Genomic DNA, 17841 nt, shown 5'->3' on the forward strand with positions numbered 1-17841 from the left:
AAAGGATGAAGAAACAAGGAAAGCTGCTGATTATCGGCTTTGGCCCCGGTGCCCTGGAGCATATTACAGGCCGCGCACTGGCTGCGCTTGAGGAAAGTGAAGCTGTCATCGGCTATAACACCTACGTAGAGCTGATCAAGCCGCTGCTGAAGCATCAGGAAATTGTCGGTACCGGTATGACCGAAGAGGTTAGCCGGGCCCAGGAAGCGGTGCGCAGGGCGGAAGCGGGACAGAGCATTGCGGTCATTTCCAGTGGGGATGCAGGTGTGTACGGGATGGCCGGACTGGTGTACGAGGTGCTGATCGAACGGGGCTGGAAACGTGCGGGCGGTGTGGAAGTTGAGGTGATTCCCGGAATATCGGCGATCCAGTCCTGCTCTTCACTGCTGGGAGCGCCGATTATGCATGATGCCTGCACGATCAGCCTGAGCGATCATCTGACGCCGTGGGAGAGCATCGCAGCGCGTGTCGATGCGGCGGGTGCGGCGGATTTTGTAATTGCCTTCTATAATCCGCGCAGCGGCAAACGGACGCGGCAGATTGAGGAAGCCCGCAGCATTCTGCTTCGCTACCGCGATCCGTCCACGCCGGTCGGCATTGTCAAAAGCGCCTACCGTGACCGCCAGCAGACGGTTGTAACTACGCTGCAGGATATGCTGGAGCATGAGATCGGCATGCTCTCCACAGTTGTGGTCGGCAACTCTGCGACTACCGTCTATGAAGGTCTGATGGTGACGCCGCGCGGCTATGAGCGCAAGTACAGTCTTGGCGCCGAGACGCAGGCGCTGAAGCCGCATGAGCGGCTGCGGACAGCGGCAGAGCCGTGGTCGCTGGCTGCGGCAGCGGTTGCCGCAGAGGCCGCAGCAGAGGTGAATAACGCTGCTGGCCCTATGGGCAGCGCGGCGGCTGCGGAGAGCGGAGCTGCTTCTGCAGCGGCCCGGACGGAGCTGCCCAAGGCTTTTGCTTCCGCCGTTTCGCCGGCGGTGCAATTCGAAGCCTCCGAACTGGAGGTTTCGCCGGCACTTGGCAGCCACGGATATAGCGGCACCCAGATGGCGCTGCTTGCGGAGCTTGCAGGCGATGAAGGTCAGCTGGTGTATACGCGGGACGGACATTTTTTGCTGCGCAGCAGTGGGGCTGAGCAGGAGGATAAGGCGTACCGTCTGGCAGAGGCCGGGCTGAATGTGAGCCTGCCGGGGGATTTTGTGAAAGTGAAGACGTGCGGCTTCTGTGAATTAAGAAAGAAAGACGGGCTTAATGCGGCTATCCGCCTTCATAAGCTGCTCCACGGACGGCCGGTGCCGCGGGAACTTCAGATCGGTGTAGCTGGTTGCGGCATGGCCTGCAGCTCAGCCGTGCTGGAGGATATCGGCGTAGTGTACTCCAAGGGCAGCTTCGAGCTGTACCTTGGCGGGAAGAAGTCGGGACGAGGCCCGCATGCAGGCAGTCTCGTCGCCGAAGGAATGGATGAAGAAGAGCTCATAGCCGCAGTTACAGCGATTGCCCTGCGATACGGTTCGCAGGGCAAAATCAATGAACGGTTTTATACATTTTTTCAGCATGGGGGCCACAACGAATGAAAACAGTATTGCTCGTAGGACACGGCAGCCGGGTAGCGGAGGGCAACGAGGAGCTGCGGAAATTCACAAGTGAGCTTGCCGCCCGCAAGCCGGAGCTGACCCTTGTAACCTGCTTTATAGAACTGGCTTCGCCTTCGATTGCTGAGGGCATAGAGCTTTGTGTAAAAGGAGGCGCTTCGACGGTTTTCGTGGTGCCGATTATTTTGTTCGCGGCTGGCCATTCCAAGCTGGACATTCCGCTGGCCATGGACCAGGCGAAGCTAAAGTATCCCGGCGTGGAATTTGTGTACGGACGTCCGGTTGGCGTGCAGGAGCGGGCGGTGGATATTTTGCTGGACCGGATCGCAGAAGCAACTGCGTGGAGACAGCCGGCCCAGCCGGAAGACAAGATGCTGACATCGGGGGAGAATGCGAATGATGCGGGTCCGGGGGAAGCACCTTCTGACTCCGTAGCTGGCAATACAGGCACTGCTGCAATTGAGATGAAAACCTCGAAAGTGGAGGACAAAGACACCATTATTCTTGTTATGGGCCGTGGAGGCAGTGATCCTGATGCCAACAGTGATTTCTATAAGCTGACCCGCCTGCTGTGGGAGAGGACTGCTTATAAAAGCGTAGAGGGCTGCTTTATCGCGATTGCCAAACCTTCGCTGCCCGAGGGGCTGGAACGTTGTCTGGCATTGGGTGCGCGTAAAATTGTGGTGCTGCCGTACCTGCTTTTCACCGGAGTACTGATGAAGCAGTTTTCCGATATCATCTCGCAGTTCGCTGCCGGGCATCCGGAGGTCGAGGTTGAGCAAGGCAGTTACCTTGGTTCTCACCCGCTGCTGTCCGACATGCTTGCGGAGCGAATTGAAGAGACATTGGAAGGCCAATCCTTCGCCAACTGCGATAACTGCAAATACCGTGTTGAGGCGGCCGCACACCACCATCACCACCACCATGGTGAGGAAGGCCATGAAGAGGGACACGGGCACCACCATCATCATGGGGAAGAGCATAATCACGAGCATGGGCATCACCTCCATCACCATCACCATCATCATCACGGAGAACACCATAACCAGGAGTACGGGCAATGTGGCCGTAATCATGCGGCTCATGGGCATCAGTGCTGCAGCGGGCAGCATGAACAGGAGCATCACTCCGAGATGGATACGGACGGCAAGACACAGCCTGGGCAGGACCTTTCAGTACAGGCAGTATCTTCAGCTAACGGGCCGAAGGAATTCTGAACGCTATGATATTTATGTTGTGCGGAACGAGTGATGCCCGGGAATTAGCGGTGACCTTGTCATGTTACGGACTGCCGCTGGTGGCTTCTGTCGTAACGCCAAGTGCAGCGGAGCGGCTTAAAGCAGCCGCAATACGGACTGCGGTTGGCAGGTTGGACCAGCCGGGGATGATCTCCTTTTTGCAGGAGGGGAATTACAGTGTTGTAGTAGACGCAAGCCATCCCTTTGCACTTGAGGCCCATGCCAATGCAATGGCCGCTGCGGAAGCGCTGGGGCTGCCCTATTTTCGCTACGAGCGGAGAAGCCTTCATTATGACAGTCATCCCCGGTTGATTTGTGTAGATTCTTATGAAGCTGCGGCCCGCAAAGCAAAACAATTAAAAGGCTCGGTCATGCTGACCACCGGTGGGAAAACACTGGACATTTTTGCGGAGCGGCTGCTCAGCGATCCGGAGGTGCGCCTGACGGTCAGGCTGCTTCCCTGCCTGGAGAACATCGAGAAATGCCTTGCGCTTGGGATAGAACAGCGGAATATTATTGGGGTGCAGGGACCTTTTTCAAGGGAAATGAACGAAGCGATGTACAGACAATACGGCACGCAGGTCATGATCACTAAGGAGAGCGGGGCAGAGGGATCTCTTGATGAGAAGCTGCATGCTGCGCTGGATATGGGGCTTTACGTTATTTTGATAACGCGTCCGGACACGCCTTATTGTGATTTTGGCAGTGTCTATCATGCAATGGATGAGATAGCTTATGCGGTAAAAGCAGTACTGGCGGGGCGTGAGCGAAAAGATGTGGAAACATCTACTGAATTATGAAAAGGGGAATGGGCTTGGACTTTGGAACGGATTTCAAACCGCTGACGGTGCAGCCGCAGGAAATTGAGAGCTTGAGCTTTCAAATGATCACGAAGGAACTGGGAGTACATTATTTTAACGCTATACAGTATCCGGTGGTGCAGCGGATCATCCACGCATCTGCCGATTTCGAGCTGGGGCGGAGTCTGGTGTTTCATCCCCGGGCGATTGAAGCGGGTATAGCTGCCATTCTGCAGGGCAAGCCGATCATTGCCGATGTGCGGATGGTAGAGGCCGGTATCGCCAAGGAAAGGATACATAAATACGGCGGAGATGTCAGGGTGCATATTTCCGATCCGGATGTCATCGAAGAAGCCAAAATGCTGGGGACGACCCGGGCGATTGTCGCGACGCGCAAAGCTTGTAAGGAAGCTCCCGGCGGGATATATGTTATCGGCAATGCGCCCACGGCGCTGCTGGAGTTGATTCGTCTGGTAAAAGAAGGAGCGGCCCAGCCCGGACTCGTCATCGGCATGCCCGTTGGTTTCGTATCCGCTGCCGAATCCAAAGATGAGCTGCGCAAGCTGGATATTCCCTACATTACGAACATAGGCCGCAAAGGCGGCAGTACGGTCGTTGTAGCAGCGGTGAATGCCTTAAGCCTGCTGGCTGTCCGGCAGGATACTGAGCAACAGGAATCTGGACGGTAGCAGTAAAGGTAGGGTTTTATACGAATAAAGAATAAATAATCATAGAAGTCGGGAACTAAGCAGAAACAAGCCAAGACTAGCCAAGCTAAGACAAGAAGAAGCGAATTAATGAGAGCCAAACAGAGAGTAGAACATCCACAGACCACAAGTAAAAAGAAGCATCAAGTAAGCACTAAGAAGCAGCACTAAGCACGTAGAAGCACTAAGTTAAAATCTAGTGAGTCAAGCAAGTACAGCAATTACCGGTATCAACAGAGACCCATAACATACAGCAAAGAAGGGATCGGCATGACCGAGGAGACTGCTTCAAAACCTATGCGCCGGGGTTATACCACCGGCGCCTGTGCTGCCGCCGCAGCCAAAGGCGCGGCACTCCTGCTGATCACAGGCGATGCGCCGGAGAGCGTGGAGCTTTACTTGCCGGCGGGATTCCGGCATACCTTCGAACTGACCGGATGGCAGCGACAGGATAATTTCATGGCAACCTGTGCCACGGTGAAGGATGCCGGGGATGACCCGGATGCCACTCACCGGGCCTGGATCGAGGCCACTGTCAGTTGGCTGGAACATCCCGGTGTGGAGATTGACGGCGGGCGGGGCGTCGGCAGAGTAACGAAGCCGGGGCTGCCGGTAGCGGTAGGAGAAGCCGCGATTAATCCGGTGCCCCGTCGTATGATTCTGGAAGCTGTATCCGAGGTGCTGGAAGAGCATGGCGCCGCCCGGGGACTGCGGGTGGTAATCAGTGTGCCCGAAGGCGAAGCCATTGCGCTCAAGACACTCAATCCGCGACTGGGCATCGTAGGCGGTATTTCGATACTTGGCACAAGGGGAGTGGTTACGCCGTTCTCCACTGAAGCCTATAAGGCGAGTGTGGTTCAGGCCATATCGGTTGCAGCTGCTACGGGTAACAGGGGGCTGATCCTCACTACCGGCGGCAGCAGTGAAAAATATGCCATGGCAATGTTCCCGGAGCTTCCGGAGGAAGCTTTTATACAGATGGGCGAATACGTGGGGTTCTCTCTCGGCCATGCCAAAGCCTTTGGATTCAGCAAGGTGACGCTTGTCGGCATGGCGGGCAAATATTCCAAAGTAGCACAGGGAGCCATGCTGATTCACTCGAAAAATGCGCCGGTTGATTTCGGTTTCCTGTCCCAAGTAGCGTCCGAAGCCGGGGCTGACGACGAACTGGTGCAGGAGATTGCTGCCGCCAATACGGCTTCACAGGTTGTGGACATGATGACGGAGGCCGGGAATTACACTTTTTTTGAACAATTATGCCTTCATGCCTGCAGACATTGCCTGATTCACATGAATGGGGAGATGACGGTAGAAATGGTGCTGATCACGATGAAAGGCCGAGTGCTGGGAAGGGCGGGAATCTGTGGCTAATGTAATTTATATCATCGGTATCGGCGAGGATGGTGCAGGCGGACTGACACCGGGAAGCTTGAGAAAAGTGCAGGAGAGCGAGGTACTGCTCGGCGGGGAGAGGCAACTGTCGTTTTTCAGCTGGTACGATGGGGAAAAGATCACGCTGCATGGCGGGCTGAAGCCTTTTGCCGACAAGCTGGAGGGATTGTGGAAAGCGGGCAAACGTATTGCTGTGCTGGCTTCGGGGGATCCGCTGTTTTTTGGGATTGGCGGCTACCTTGCCAAAAGGTTCGGGCCGGAGCAGGTCGAAGTGATTCCGCATTACAGCAGTGTGCAGCTTGCTTTTGCCCGGCTGGGTGACAGCTGGCAGGATGCAGCGCTTATCAGTCTGCACGGCAGGCCGATTAACGGGCTGGCCCAGCGGATTGACGGCAGGCAAAAGATTGCTCTTTTGACGGATGAAATCAACACTCCTGCGCGGATTGCAGCTTACCTGCGGGAGTTTGGTATGACGGAGTATGAGGCTTTTGTCTGCGAGCGGTTGGGCGGCCCGGAAGAGGTCTGCCGGTTCTGGGAACTGGAGGCGCTGGAGCAGGCGGAATTTGCAGCGCTAAATGTGGTGATTCTGCGGCGGAAGCCGGGAAGTATGTTGGAGGTGCAGCGCGGATTCGCATATCCCGATGAGGTGTTCCAGCAGCGGAAGCCGGAAAAGGGCCTGATTACCAAACGGGAGGTCCGCGCTTTTGTCCTGTCGGAGCTGAATCTGTCCGAGGATGCGATTGTCTGGGATATCGGCTCCGGCTCCGGTGCAGTAGCGGTGGAGTGTGCGCGGATTGCCCGTCTTGGCAGGGTCTATGCCCTGGAAAAGGGGGCAGACAATCTGCCCAACATTGAAGCCAACCGGCGGAAGTTTCGTGCGGATTTTGCAATTATCCATGAAAAAGCCCCGCAGGGGCTGGATAAGCTTCCAGACCCGGACGCTGTGTTCATCGGCGGCAGCGGTGGCGAGCTGGCAGCTATAATTGCACATAGTGCGGCCCGGCTGCGGCCCGGAGGGCGGATCGTTGTGGGAGCCATCACGATTGAGACGCTGCATGGCAGCATGGAGGCGCTGGCACTCGCCGGATTTGCTCCGGAAGTAACGATGCTGCAGGCCTCACGGGGCAAACCGATTCTAGGCATGACCCGGTTTGAAGGGATGAATCCCGTCTATGTGGTCAGCGGCCAAAAGACGGTTTAACCGATGAACGCTGCAGGGCAGCGGAAGATAGGTGTGAGGCGGACAGCGGCTGCTGTGCGAAGAAGCAAAGTTATGAATGCAGCTACGGTGCGAAGAAGGTAGCGATAAGAGGACGACTAGACGGCTACGGTGCGAAGAAGGTAGCGATACGAAGACGACTAGACAGCCACGGTGCGAAGAAGGTAGCGATATGAAGACAATTAGACTGCTACGGTGCGAAGAAGGTAGCGATACGAAGACGACTAGACAGCTACGATGTTTAGTAGGTAACGTCACGAAGTTAGCTACGAGCAGAGGCGGACCGCAGCGACGTTATTTTATCAATGAGCTTTAGTTTTCCAAGTAAACGGACCCCAGCGCCGCTATTTCATTCGCTGGGCTGTACCGTGGAGGTAAATGATGCTAATAACGTCTCTGGAGTCCGAGAAGAGCGAAAAACAGCAAGAAATCTGCAAATAGCGCCTCTCCAGTCCGCGTAGCCACCAGGTGCTCGGATCATGAGCGATGAACCAAGCATTCTGTGCCAGTCCTCCCCTTGAGAAACTGAGTGCTGCATCAGCAGCTGCAAGGCAATCAACTGACTATCGTCCGGATATGCAATCGGCAATCTAAAGCGAAGCACATGGAAGATTAGTCCATATCTGAGTTAGTCACTACCAGATTTAGTTACTAATAGCTTCAGTCCATACGTGCACCTGTGCGTGCCAATCCGAACTCTTATATGCATACCTGTGCCGCAAAATGCCATGCCGTACATACACGAAACTGTCGCAGCATAAATCCCCCCTGCCATAGGCAGTGGTGACCTAAAGATATATCCAAATAAACATACAGCTCAATAAAAGGAGAAACTGGAGATGACAAACAATCAAGCGGAACCGCAGCTGGTGCCCACAAGCGGGCAGAATACTGCCGGTGAAGAGACAGGCCAAGCGATGGCCCAAACTGCTGTGGGAGAGTATGAGTTTGTTGAAGTTCAGCTGGAGGCCAAGAATGCATTTGAGTCTAAAGCTGCTTTGCTGGCTGTAGGTACCTTGTATGGAGTGGGTGTCGGTCCCGGGGACCCGGAGCTGATTACGGTCAAAGCCTGCCGTCTGCTGAAAGAATGTCCGGTGATCGCCTATCCGGCTGCCAAAAAGGGCGGCAAATCCTATGCCCAGGAGATCGTCGACACCTATGTAAATGAGGACGAAAAGGTCATGCTGGGACTTGTGTTTCCGATGACCAAAGACCCTGTGCAGCTGGAGAATGGTTGGCGCTGGACTGTGGAGCTGTGCTGGAATGAGCTGCGCCTTGGCAATGATGTTGCTTTTGTGACGGAGGGTGACCCCAATCTGTACAGCACCTTTATTCATCTGGCCCGTTTAATGCAAGAGCAGCATCCCGTTGTGCCGATTGTATCGGTTCCCGGAATTTCTTCAGTGCTGGGTGCCGCTGCGGCACTCGAACAGCCGCTTGCCGACGGCGATCAGCGGGTGGGTATCATTCCGGCTACCGATGACCGCGAGGCGCTGAAGGAAGCACTGCTGCATCATGATACTGTAGTGTTCCTTAAAGTGGCGAAGGTGCTTGATCTGGTGCTGGAGGTGCTGGATGAACTGGGTCTTGGAGGAAAAGCGTCCGTTGTCACCAAGGTGACTTCTCCCTATGAGACCGTCTGGCGGGATGCCCGCGAGCTGCGCGGCTCGGATCTGGAGTATTTGAGTCTGATGGTGGTGAGCAAATGACGGAAGTACAGCTGGAACCTAAGGTCTACATCGTCGGGGCAGGACCCGGCGATCCTGAGCTGATTACTGTTAAGGGCAGCCGTATTCTGCGCTCGGCCGATCTCGTATTGTACGCCGATTCGCTGGTCAGTGAAGAGCTGATCTCCAGCGCGAAGCCCGGTGCTGAGGTGCTGCAAAGCTCAGGGATGGATCTGGAGCGACAGGTGGAGCTGATGGCAGAAGCGGTGCAGGCCGGCAAAAGCGTAGCCCGTGTGCACACAGGCGACCCCTCGATGTACGGTGCGATCCTGGAGCAGATGTCGCTGCTGAAGCTGTGCGGCGTCGGCTATGAGATCGTGCCGGGTGTCAGTTCTGTTTTTGCCTCGGCGGCGGCACTTGGCGCGGAGCTGACGGTGCCGGAGCTAACGCAGACGGTCATTCTGACCCGTGCCGAAGGACGCACGCCCGTGCCCGAGCGCGAGCAGCTGCGCCGTCTGGCCAGCCATCACTGCACGGTGGCACTGTTCCTCAGCGCTTCACTGGCCGGACATGCGGCGGAGGAATTCCTCGCCGCCGGATGGAGTCCGGACACGCCTGTGGCTGTGGTCAAACGGGCGACATGGCCGGATCAGCAGATTCTGCGGACAACGGTAGAGAGACTGGAGGCTGACCTGCGTGAAGCGGGCATTACGATGCATGCGATGATTCTGGCCGGCTGGGCATTGGATCCCGGGCTGGTCGACCGCGATGCCCACCGCTCAAAGCTGTACGACAAGACGTTTACCCACGGCTGCCGGGAAGGGACCGGCAATCATGGATAAGAAATATGCGGCTGTCGCCATTACACGTAACGGCATTAAGCTTGCGCTGACGCTGGGGGAGCAACTGGGCAGTACCGAAGTGTTCTGCTACGCCAAGTACAGCGGGAAGCTTGAAAAGATACCGGGGGAACGCCGGATATTTTCCGAGCCGCTAAAAGAGCTGCTGCCGGTCTTATTCCAACGTTATGAGGCTTTGATTCTTTTCTTCTCGCTTGGCGCAGCGGTAAGATTAGCTGCGCCATTGCTGCAGGATAAAAAAACCGACCCTGCCGTCATCGTGATTGACGAACGCGGAGAGCATGTAATCAGCATGCTTTCCGGCCATTTGGGCGGGGCCAACAGGCTGACGCTGCAGATTGCCGGGCTGCTGGGCAGCCATCCCGTGATCACAACCGCCTCGGATGTTCAGGGGACTTTCGCGGTGGATTTGCTCGGCCGTGAATTCGGCTGGCGGCCGGAGAGTTTCACCCACATGAAGGCGGTGAGTGCCGCCTTGGTGAACGGCGAGCGGGTAGCTTTCCTGCAGGAGCGCGGGGAGCGCGGCTGGCTGCACCCTGGAGCGGCATTGCCCGAGCATGTGCAGCTTTGCAGGGATATGGCTGAAATGCGCGCGGCTTCCTTCAGCGCGGCAATTGTTGTAACCGACCGGCTGCTGAAAGCGCCGGAAGCAGCGGCTTTGCCGGAACGGACCGTAGTGTACCGTCCGCGCAGCCTGGTGCTCGGTCTGGGCTGCAACCGCGGCACTTCGGCGGCGGAGCTGGAAGCCGTGGTGGCGGAAACCCTGGCAGAGCTGGGGCTGTCTCTCCTAAGCGTGCGGAACGCGGCCACTGCCGGGATCAAAGGCGATGAAGCCGGACTGCTCGCTTTGTGCGCCAAGCACGGCTGGGAGCTGGCTTTGTATCCGCCGGAGCAGCTGAATACGGTGCCGCTGGACCAGCCGTCGGAGATTGTATTCAAGGCGACCGGAGCCTATGGTGTTTGCGAGCCTGCAGCCCTTTTGTCTTCCGGTGCGAGGGACTTGCTTTTGCCCAAGAAAAAAAGCGGCAATGTGACGATTGCCGTGGCCAGGGTTATTTTTGACAGGGGGGAGGACGACTCAGATGTATGAGTGGGAAGGAGACGGGCTTCCGTTGCAGCGGCGTGCCCGCATCCTTGTAGCCGGTACAGGCAGCGGTTCGGGAAAAACGACGGTAACACTTGGGCTGATGCGGGCGTTTGCCCGGCAGGGACTGAATGTACAGGGCTTCAAATGCGGCCCGGATTACATTGATCCGGCCTATCATGCCGCTGTCACCGGACGTTCACCGCGGAATCTTGATTCCTGGATGACCTCAGGCGAGTATTTGCTGGAGTACTTTCTGCGCTCCTCAGCGGAAGCGGATCTTTCGGTGATCGAAGGGGTCATGGGGCTGTATGACGGCAAAGAAGCGACAGGGCTAACCGGCTCAACCGCCGAGATTGCCATCCTGACAGAAAGTCCGGTTTTGCTGGTGCTCGATGTCCGCAGCATGGGCCGCAGTGCGGCGGCAATAGTACTGGGCTTCCAGCAGCTGGAGCCGCGCGTACGTATTGCCGCAGTTATCGTGAACCGCTGCGGCAGCGCCAGCCATTACCAGACAGTGAAGGCGGCGATTGAAGCTGCCTGTGGAATTCCCGTGCTGGGCTGGCTGCTGCGGGATAGCGGGCTCGACATTCCGGAGCGGCATTTGGGCCTGCTGCCCGCCGTTGAGCGGGGGGAGCTGGAACCCTTGTTCGACCGTGCCGCCGATCTGCTGGCGGAGGGCACCGACCTCTCGGCGCTGCTGCAGCTTGCCGGAGCAGCGCCCCCGCTGCGGCATCCGCTCCACTTACCGGAGATCCCGCTGGCAGAGATCTCCCTGTTTGGTGACCCTCCACAGGGCGGGTCGCCAGCTGAAGACTACCTGGCGGCGGCGTCCGATTGCCTGCGTGAAGATCAACCGGCAGGCATCGCGGAAACAGGATTACCAACTAATCCTGCTCCCGATTTGCACCTTTCCCGGGGTGTGGAAAGTGAACGGGCAGCATCTTCCCAGCGGCCAGAACAGCCGACAACCGGCAGCGAATCCGCGGCGGTATCCCATGCCGTGTCCCATGCTGTATCACTAGGCGGCCATCTTCCCATCGCTCCGTCACTTGCGTCAGCCAGCTACCAGTCACCGGTTCACCCTATCGCTCCGTCACTTGCGTCAGCTAGCTCCAGGCCGGTTCACCCCATCCCTCCGTCCCTTGAACCAGCCGACTACCGCCCGGTTCTTGCCGTTGCCCGTGATGCGGCATTTAATTTCTATTACACCGACAATCTGGAGCTGTTAGTTCGCGCCGGTGCAAGACTGGTTGAATTCAGCCCGCTTCGCGGCGAAGGTATTCCGCCGGAAGCGGACGGCATCTATATTGGCGGCGGGTTTCCCGAAGAGTTTGCTTCCGTAATCGCGGGGAACAAGGCTTTCCTGAACGGCATCCGGTCAGCTGCGGCGGACGGAATGCCGCTCTATGCCGAATGTGGCGGCTATATGGTACTGGCCCGCAGTCTGACCGACCGCAGCGGGAACTTGCATGAGATGGCCGGGATTATTCCGGCTCATACGGTTATGCAGGAGCGCCGTGCGGCGCTTGGTTACCGGGAAGTTACCGCGATCCGGGACTGCCTGCTGCTGCTGCAGGGAGAGACACTGCGCGGACATGAATTTCATTACTCCGTCATGAGTTATGACCATGGAGAGGCAAGGACCTTTGCGTATGAGAGCAAAGGGAGGGGCGGCAGCCAGCCGGAAGGTTATGTAAGCGGCAATGTGATGGCAGCTTATGCCCATATTCATCTGGCTTCTTATCTGCCGGCGGCTGCACGGTTTGTCGCAGCCTGCCGGGCCTATCATGAACGTAAATAATCCAGATCTTTACCAGCTATGACAAAGGACAAAACAGCAGCTCCGGTTAAACAGGGGCCGGCGTGTAATGTCCTTTTTTTCGGAAAACAGAAGTATGTCAACCGCTTGTCATAACCCTGCAACCCACGTATAATAAAGGCAAGAGAGCGCTTTAATAGTGTATAACTACCGGTAGAGCCGGTTAACGGCCAGCCGTTCATGGAGAAGGGGGAACACTGCAATGAAATTGTTGGGAGCGATTGAAGCAGGGGGAACGAAGTTTGTATGCGGAGTGGGGAATGAGGACGGGACGATAATCGACCGGGTCAGCTTTCCAACGACAACGCCCGAAGAGACGATGGGACTCGTGATTGACTATTTTGGCAATAAACAAGTGGACGCCATCGGCATCGGCTCATTTGGACCCATTGATCCGGTGCTGGGCAGCCCTACGTATGGATATATTACAACGACTCCGAAACCTCACTGGGGACAATATAATCTGGTAGGAGCCGTAGGCGGACAATTCAATGTGCCGATCGGTTTTGATACGGATGTGAATGGAGCAGCGTTGGGTGAATACAAATGGGGCGCGGCTCAGGGGCTGGACAGCTGTCTTTATATTACCGTTGGCACAGGTATCGGGGCCGGGGCAGTGGTCGGCGGTGAGCTGATTCACGGCTTATCCCATCCTGAAATGGGGCATATTCTCGTACCGCGCCATCCGGAGGACAACTTTGCAGGCTTTTGCCCTTATCATGGGGATTGCCTGGAAGGCCTGGCTGCAGGTCCGGCAATCGGCAGCCGTTGGGGCCAGCCGGCAGGCGAGCTGCCTGCGGATCACCCGGCTTGGGCCATGGAGGCCCATTATCTGGCGCATGCACTAATGAATTATGTGCTTATTCTGTCTCCGCAGAAGATCGTTATGGGCGGCGGTGTCATGAAGCAAAGTCAGCTGTTCCCGTTAATCCATGCTAAGCTGCAAGAGTTGCTGGGGGGCTATGTGCAGCATCCTGCACTGAATGAAGGCATCGGCAACTATGTTGTTTCACCACAGCTTGGAGACAATGCCGGACTGTCCGGAGCGCTTGGATTAGCCAAAATGGCATTGGACAGAGCCTAACACAAAAAGAGATTGACTGTTCGGCAATCTATGGTATCCTAGGATTTAACAGTATAGCATTTAAGAGGGAGCACCTCTTTCACGTTCAGCGTGAGAGAGGTGCTTTTTGTGCGTTCAAGGGGTCTATATAGCAGTCGTGCTCTATAGATCGGAAGCTCCGGCGTTGACGCGATCATGCTTGCTGTAAGACGAGGAAGGTAGGGATCGGGATGCAGATCGTATTTATGAACCGGTTGTCGAGAATGTCAGGGGCGGACCAGGAGGCGTTTGCCCAGCTATGGATTGGCGAGGAAGAAGGCATTTGGAGTCTGGGCTGGCGCGATTTTTCCGGAGCCGAGGAGCTGAGCGACAACATTTGGTATGAGGGCGGCTCATGGAATGAGATGTTATGTGTATACAGGCATGAGCTGGCGGTAAAGATGGGGGACGGCTACCGTCCGTTAATCGACGGCGTATTCCATGAAGAAGAGGGTCTGAACAGCCGTAATCAGGAGCAGCTCAAGCTGCAGCATTACAGCGAACAGCACGCTAACGAAGCCATTTATGAGGAGCTCTGCGCCTGGCGCAGGGGCAGGGCATCCAGTGAGCGCAAAGCGCCTTATATTCTGGCCAGCAACCGTCTGCTGCGGATGCTCAGCGCATTTCTTCCCCGCACGCCGGAGGAACTGCTGCAAATCCCCGGGGTCGGCGAGGGAAAGGCTTCGCAATATGGGGGTGAATGGCTGAACATCACTTCGGGAGCTTCGCGTGATCACAGTTATCCGCTGAGCTGGGTCAACGAGGCTGTTGAAGAGGAAGCTTTCAGCTCATGGCTTTATAAGCAGAAAGAGCTTAAGTACAAGAAACAGCTGGAACGGTTGCGGCTGCGGCGCATAGTGCTCCAGGGGATTGAAAACGGCCTGGGAATGGACCAGCTCAAAACGACGAGCGGCGTTAGCCGCCGTGAAGTGCTCGAAGCGGTGGAAGAACTGGAGAAGGACGGATATTCCGTGGAGAAGCTGATTGAGCTGGAACTACAGGGAATTTCACCAAACGAGCAGGACAGTATATGGACCGCCTATGAACTGTTGGGGGATTCCTTCCTGAAGCCTGTGCTGTATAAAGCGTACGGAGAGGAATTTTCACCTGCCGAAGGGCTGGATATGTATTATGAACGGCTGCGGCTGATCCGGATCCGTTTCCGGCGCGGTACGGAGAACGGAGTGGAAATGGCTACGGGGTTTTAGAATAAGGCTTTCGATGCCGGGGCGAAATGAAGTTGCCTAAGCGAAAGAATTGTAGCTAAGCGGGATTTTTCCCTTGCAGGAGAGAGTTCCGCTTAGGTTTTTTTTCGATTTGTATTACAAAATATGCAAACAGGGTAATGAACATTAACCTTTAGGCAGATGATCAAAGGGGATTTGCGGATTGCCGCTGAACATATTCTGGATTGGAGCTGTATACATGAATGTTTTACAATGGCTTGAAGTGTGGTATTCACGGCAATGTGACGGAGATTGGGAACACAGCCAGGTTGTCAGCATCACGACACTTGATAATCCCGGGTGGTCTGTTGACATTTTTCTGGGGGGGACCGAACTGGAGGATAAAGGTTTTGAACTGCTGAATATTGACAGGTCGGATGTCGACTGGGTATACGGTAAGGTAAGCGATAATATTTTCCAGGGAAGAGGAGGAGTGAACAATTTAGAAGAGATCCTACAAATATTTCAGCAATGGGCAATGCTTAACGAAGATTAGGAAATGATGCTATTCAGCTTCTTCTAAACAAAAAGACGAAGGCTTCCATTCCCTTGCGGTACTGGTGCCTTCGCCTAGCGTATTCGTCCGTTGTTGTTCATAGCCAATCCTTTTTGCGGAAAACAAACAGCATCCCGCAGCCGAGCGTCACCATAACGGCAATAACGCCATAGTAGCCGTACTCTGAATGGGTCTCGGGAATATTGTCAAAGTTCATCCCGTAGATCCCGGTAATTACGGTCAGCGGCATGAATATCGTTGTAATGGCTGTAAATACTCTCATAATTTCGTTGGCACGGTTGGCAATACTCGATTGGTATGCCTCGCGCAAGTTGCCCATAAGATCGCGGTAGGTCTCGAAGGTTTCAGAGATTTTGACCGCATTTTCATAAATATCGCTAAAATACTTCTGCAGCTGGTCATCGATCAGGCGGAGGTCTTTTTTATTTAGGGTGTTGATAACCTCTTTCTGCGGCCCAAGCATCTTCTTCAGCCAGAGAATTTCGCTGCGCAGACCGATAATCTCGCTAAGATGCGATTTCTTGGTATGCATAAGAATATCCTCTTCCAGCTTCTCAATCCGCACTTCAATCCGGTCGCCGACGGAGAAATAGTTATCCACGACAGTGTCGATCAGATGGTACAGGAAGCGGTCCGGCTCGCTGACCTCCTGCTCCCACAGGATGGGTTTCAGCACACGCAGCTCATGGATCTTTTGTTTGGTGACGGTAATAATGTAATGTCTGCCGAGAAACACGTTCAGTGCACGGAGGAAAATCTCCTCGTCATCAAAACGGATACTGTTGACAACTATAAAATAATGGCTTTCATAAATTTCAATCTTCGGGCGCTGCTCCTCTTCGCTGAGGCAATCCTCAACGGCCAGGTCATGCAGATTGTATAGGGGCTGAAGCAGCTCCAAATCCTCAACGTCCGCATCAATCCAGTAGAAGCCCTCTGTAGGGGCTGTCAGTGTTTCTTCAATATCCTCAATAGTTGTAAAAACCCCTGCGTTCACCAGCCGGATTTTCATCTGATTCACTCCTTCTGTCCCCAGTCTTCTCCAGGGATATGCTAATTAAAGCACAGAGAAAAAGATCAGCTTGGCCGGTGGTACAATCAATGAATCAGGCCAAATGACGTTTCGAGAGCATGAAGAAGAACTGCTCCCGCCGCCGGCAAGCTGATGTTAATCCTGTGTGGTAGCTCACTTTGCACGCTTAATTGCGCACCCGGGTCGCCTTCCATTCTTCTCTCACCTCTTCTTTTCGTCATTTATGGTATGAAACACTTGTCTAGTATAACGCCGGGGTATGCCTCTTTCAAGCAAAATTCTTTTCACTTTCAGGGGCTCTTTAGCATTGTATGGACTTGACGAAAAGGAGGTTCATGATTTAAAGTGAATTTTAAGAAAAACAACGTTTGACATTTTAGATTTTTCTAACTGAATACAGCTAAATCTTATCAAGAGCAGGTGGAGGGACTAGCCCGATGAAACCCGGCAACCGGCGTGTGAACGCACGGTGCTAATTCTTGCGGAAGCTATGCAGGGGATATTTGAATCCCGGCAGAAGTTCTCTGGCAGATGAGAGAGGCGCATATGACTGCAAATCTATGACCTTTCTCGCCCGAGAAAGGTCTTTTTTGGTTGTATTTTAAACACAAGCCGTATTAGCGGCACTCAAATTCAGTTAAGGAGTGGACACAACAATGCCAATTAAAATTCCCGACAGCTTGCCGGCCAAAGAGGTATTATCCGGGGAGAATATCTTTGTAATGGATGAAAGCCAGGCCTTCCACCAGGACATCCGCCCCTTGCGAATCGCTATTCTGAATTTAATGCCGACTAAGGAAACAACGGAAACGCAGCTGCTGCGCCTAATCGGAAACTCGCCGCTTCAGGTTGATGTGATTCTGCTGCATCCCAGCTCCCATACCTCTAAGAACACTTCGGCAGAGCACTTGAAGAGCTTTTATAAAACCTTTGACGAAATCAGCCACCGCCGTCTGGATGGATTAATTGTTACCGGCGCCCCGGTAGAACAGATGGAGTTCGAGGATGTGAACTACTGGGAAGAGCTGAAAGAAATCTTCGAATGGAGCAAACATAACGTTACTTCGACCATGCATATCTGTTGGGCTGCCCAGGCAGGACTGTATCACCACTTTGGAGTGCGCAAGGTTAGCTTGGACGAGAAATGCTTCGGAGTTTTCCCGCACACCCTGAGCCATAATAACGTCAAGCTGCTGCGCGGATTTGACGAAGTGTTCCATGTTCCACATTCCCGCCATACCGACATTTCCCGTGAGGATATCCTCGCTAATCCGGATCTGCAGATTCTGGCCGAATCGGAGGAAGCCGGAATTTATCTGGTAGCGACACATGACGGCAGACAGATTTTTGTTACTGGTCATTCTGAATATGATCCTTTTTCCCTCAAATGGGAGTATGACCGGGATGCAGCCAAGGGGATGGATGTCGCACTGCCGAAGCATTACTATCCAAAGGATGATCCGCAGCGCACACCGCCGGCCGTCTGGAGAGCCCATGCCAACTTATTGTTTGCCAATTGGCTCAATTACTATGTATACCAGGAGACCCCTTACGATATTGGTCCGATTATTTAAAA

General features: G+C 54.8%; 15 protein-coding genes and 1 riboswitch. Of the genes, 14 read left to right on the forward strand and 1 reads right to left on the reverse strand.

All coding sequences use genetic code 11. The annotated features are described in order from the left end of the window. The first annotated feature begins 5 nt into the window (after positions 1-5). From cobJ to MHI45_RS28645, 13 genes are all read left to right on the forward strand, one after another. Complete coding sequence (cobJ, locus tag MHI45_RS28585) at positions 6-1580, forward strand: precorrin-3B C(17)-methyltransferase (protein ID WP_083675704.1); 1575 nt, start codon at positions 6-8, stop codon at positions 1578-1580. Then, on the forward strand, positions 1577-2815 hold the full coding sequence (locus tag MHI45_RS28590) for a sirohydrochlorin chelatase (protein ID WP_076111508.1): 1239 nt from the start codon (positions 1577-1579) through the stop codon (positions 2813-2815). Before cobJ ends, MHI45_RS28590 begins: the two co-directional genes overlap by 4 nt. Before the next feature lie 5 nt (positions 2816-2820). Continuing rightward, positions 2821-3636 carry a precorrin-6A reductase gene (gene cobK / locus MHI45_RS28595; RefSeq protein WP_076111510.1) on the forward strand — a complete coding sequence of 272 codons (816 nt, stop codon included), beginning with the start codon at positions 2821-2823 and terminating at the stop codon, positions 3634-3636. A gap of 14 nt (positions 3637-3650) precedes the next feature. Then, on the forward strand, positions 3651-4325 hold the full coding sequence (locus MHI45_RS28600) for a precorrin-8X methylmutase (RefSeq protein WP_038588327.1): 675 nt from the start codon (positions 3651-3653) through the stop codon (positions 4323-4325). Between the two features lie 288 nt (positions 4326-4613). Continuing rightward, a complete protein-coding gene (locus tag MHI45_RS28605; RefSeq protein ID WP_076111511.1) occupies positions 4614-5714 on the forward strand; it encodes a cobalt-precorrin-5B (C(1))-methyltransferase in 1101 nt (366 codons plus the stop codon). Further along, positions 5707-6936, forward strand: a complete 1230-nt coding sequence (locus MHI45_RS28610; RefSeq protein WP_076111513.1) for a bifunctional cobalt-precorrin-7 (C(5))-methyltransferase/cobalt-precorrin-6B (C(15))-methyltransferase — start codon at positions 5707-5709, stop codon at positions 6934-6936. Before MHI45_RS28605 ends, MHI45_RS28610 begins: the two co-directional genes overlap by 8 nt. 1016 nt (positions 6937-7952) lie before the next feature. Further along, entirely contained in the window at positions 7953-8663 is a 711-nt protein-coding gene (gene cobI / locus MHI45_RS28615) for a precorrin-2 C(20)-methyltransferase (protein ID WP_038599100.1), read from the forward strand. Continuing rightward, the gene (gene cobM / locus MHI45_RS28620) at positions 8660-9463 is read left to right on the forward strand and encodes a precorrin-4 C(11)-methyltransferase (protein WP_038588334.1); all 804 of its coding nucleotides are present in this window, start codon (positions 8660-8662) and stop codon (positions 9461-9463) included. Before cobI ends, cobM begins: the two co-directional genes overlap by 4 nt. Next, the gene (locus tag MHI45_RS28625; RefSeq protein WP_076111515.1) at positions 9456-10571 is read left to right on the forward strand and encodes a cobalt-precorrin 5A hydrolase; all 1116 of its coding nucleotides are present in this window, start codon (positions 9456-9458) and stop codon (positions 10569-10571) included. The genes cobM and MHI45_RS28625 overlap by 8 nt, the downstream gene beginning before the upstream one ends. Beyond that, positions 10564-12369, forward strand: coding sequence for a cobyrinate a,c-diamide synthase (locus MHI45_RS28630; RefSeq protein ID WP_256718143.1), 1806 nt, complete (start codon positions 10564-10566; stop codon positions 12367-12369). The genes MHI45_RS28625 and MHI45_RS28630 overlap by 8 nt, the downstream gene beginning before the upstream one ends. A gap of 220 nt (positions 12370-12589) precedes the next feature. Beyond that, a complete protein-coding gene (locus MHI45_RS28635) occupies positions 12590-13471 on the forward strand; it encodes an ROK family protein (protein WP_076111517.1) in 882 nt (293 codons plus the stop codon). A 209-nt stretch (positions 13472-13680) separates the two neighbouring features. After that, a complete protein-coding gene (locus MHI45_RS28640; protein ID WP_076111519.1) occupies positions 13681-14697 on the forward strand; it encodes an HRDC domain-containing protein in 1017 nt (338 codons plus the stop codon). Positions 14698-14914: 217 nt separating this feature from the next. Then, on the forward strand, positions 14915-15211 hold the full coding sequence (locus tag MHI45_RS28645; protein WP_076111532.1) for an immunity 53 family protein: 297 nt from the start codon (positions 14915-14917) through the stop codon (positions 15209-15211). A 97-nt stretch (positions 15212-15308) separates the two neighbouring features. Here the strand turns inward: MHI45_RS28645 and corA are convergent, their stop codons facing one another. Further along, complete coding sequence (corA, locus tag MHI45_RS28650; protein ID WP_038588344.1) at positions 15309-16244, reverse strand: magnesium/cobalt transporter CorA; 936 nt, start codon at positions 16242-16244, stop codon at positions 15309-15311. A gap of 425 nt (positions 16245-16669) precedes the next feature. Beyond that, a riboswitch (SAM riboswitch) is annotated at positions 16670-16803 on the forward strand. A 118-nt stretch (positions 16804-16921) separates the two neighbouring features. On the opposite strand from corA, the gene metA reads away from it, so the two are divergent. After that, the gene (metA, locus tag MHI45_RS28655; protein WP_038588346.1) at positions 16922-17839 is read left to right on the forward strand and encodes a homoserine O-acetyltransferase MetA; all 918 of its coding nucleotides are present in this window, start codon (positions 16922-16924) and stop codon (positions 17837-17839) included. The last annotated feature ends 2 nt before the right edge of the window (positions 17840-17841 follow it).

The organism is Paenibacillus sp. FSL H3-0321, assembly GCF_038002865.1.
Lineage (GTDB): Bacteria > Bacillota > Bacilli > Paenibacillales > Paenibacillaceae > Paenibacillus_AQ.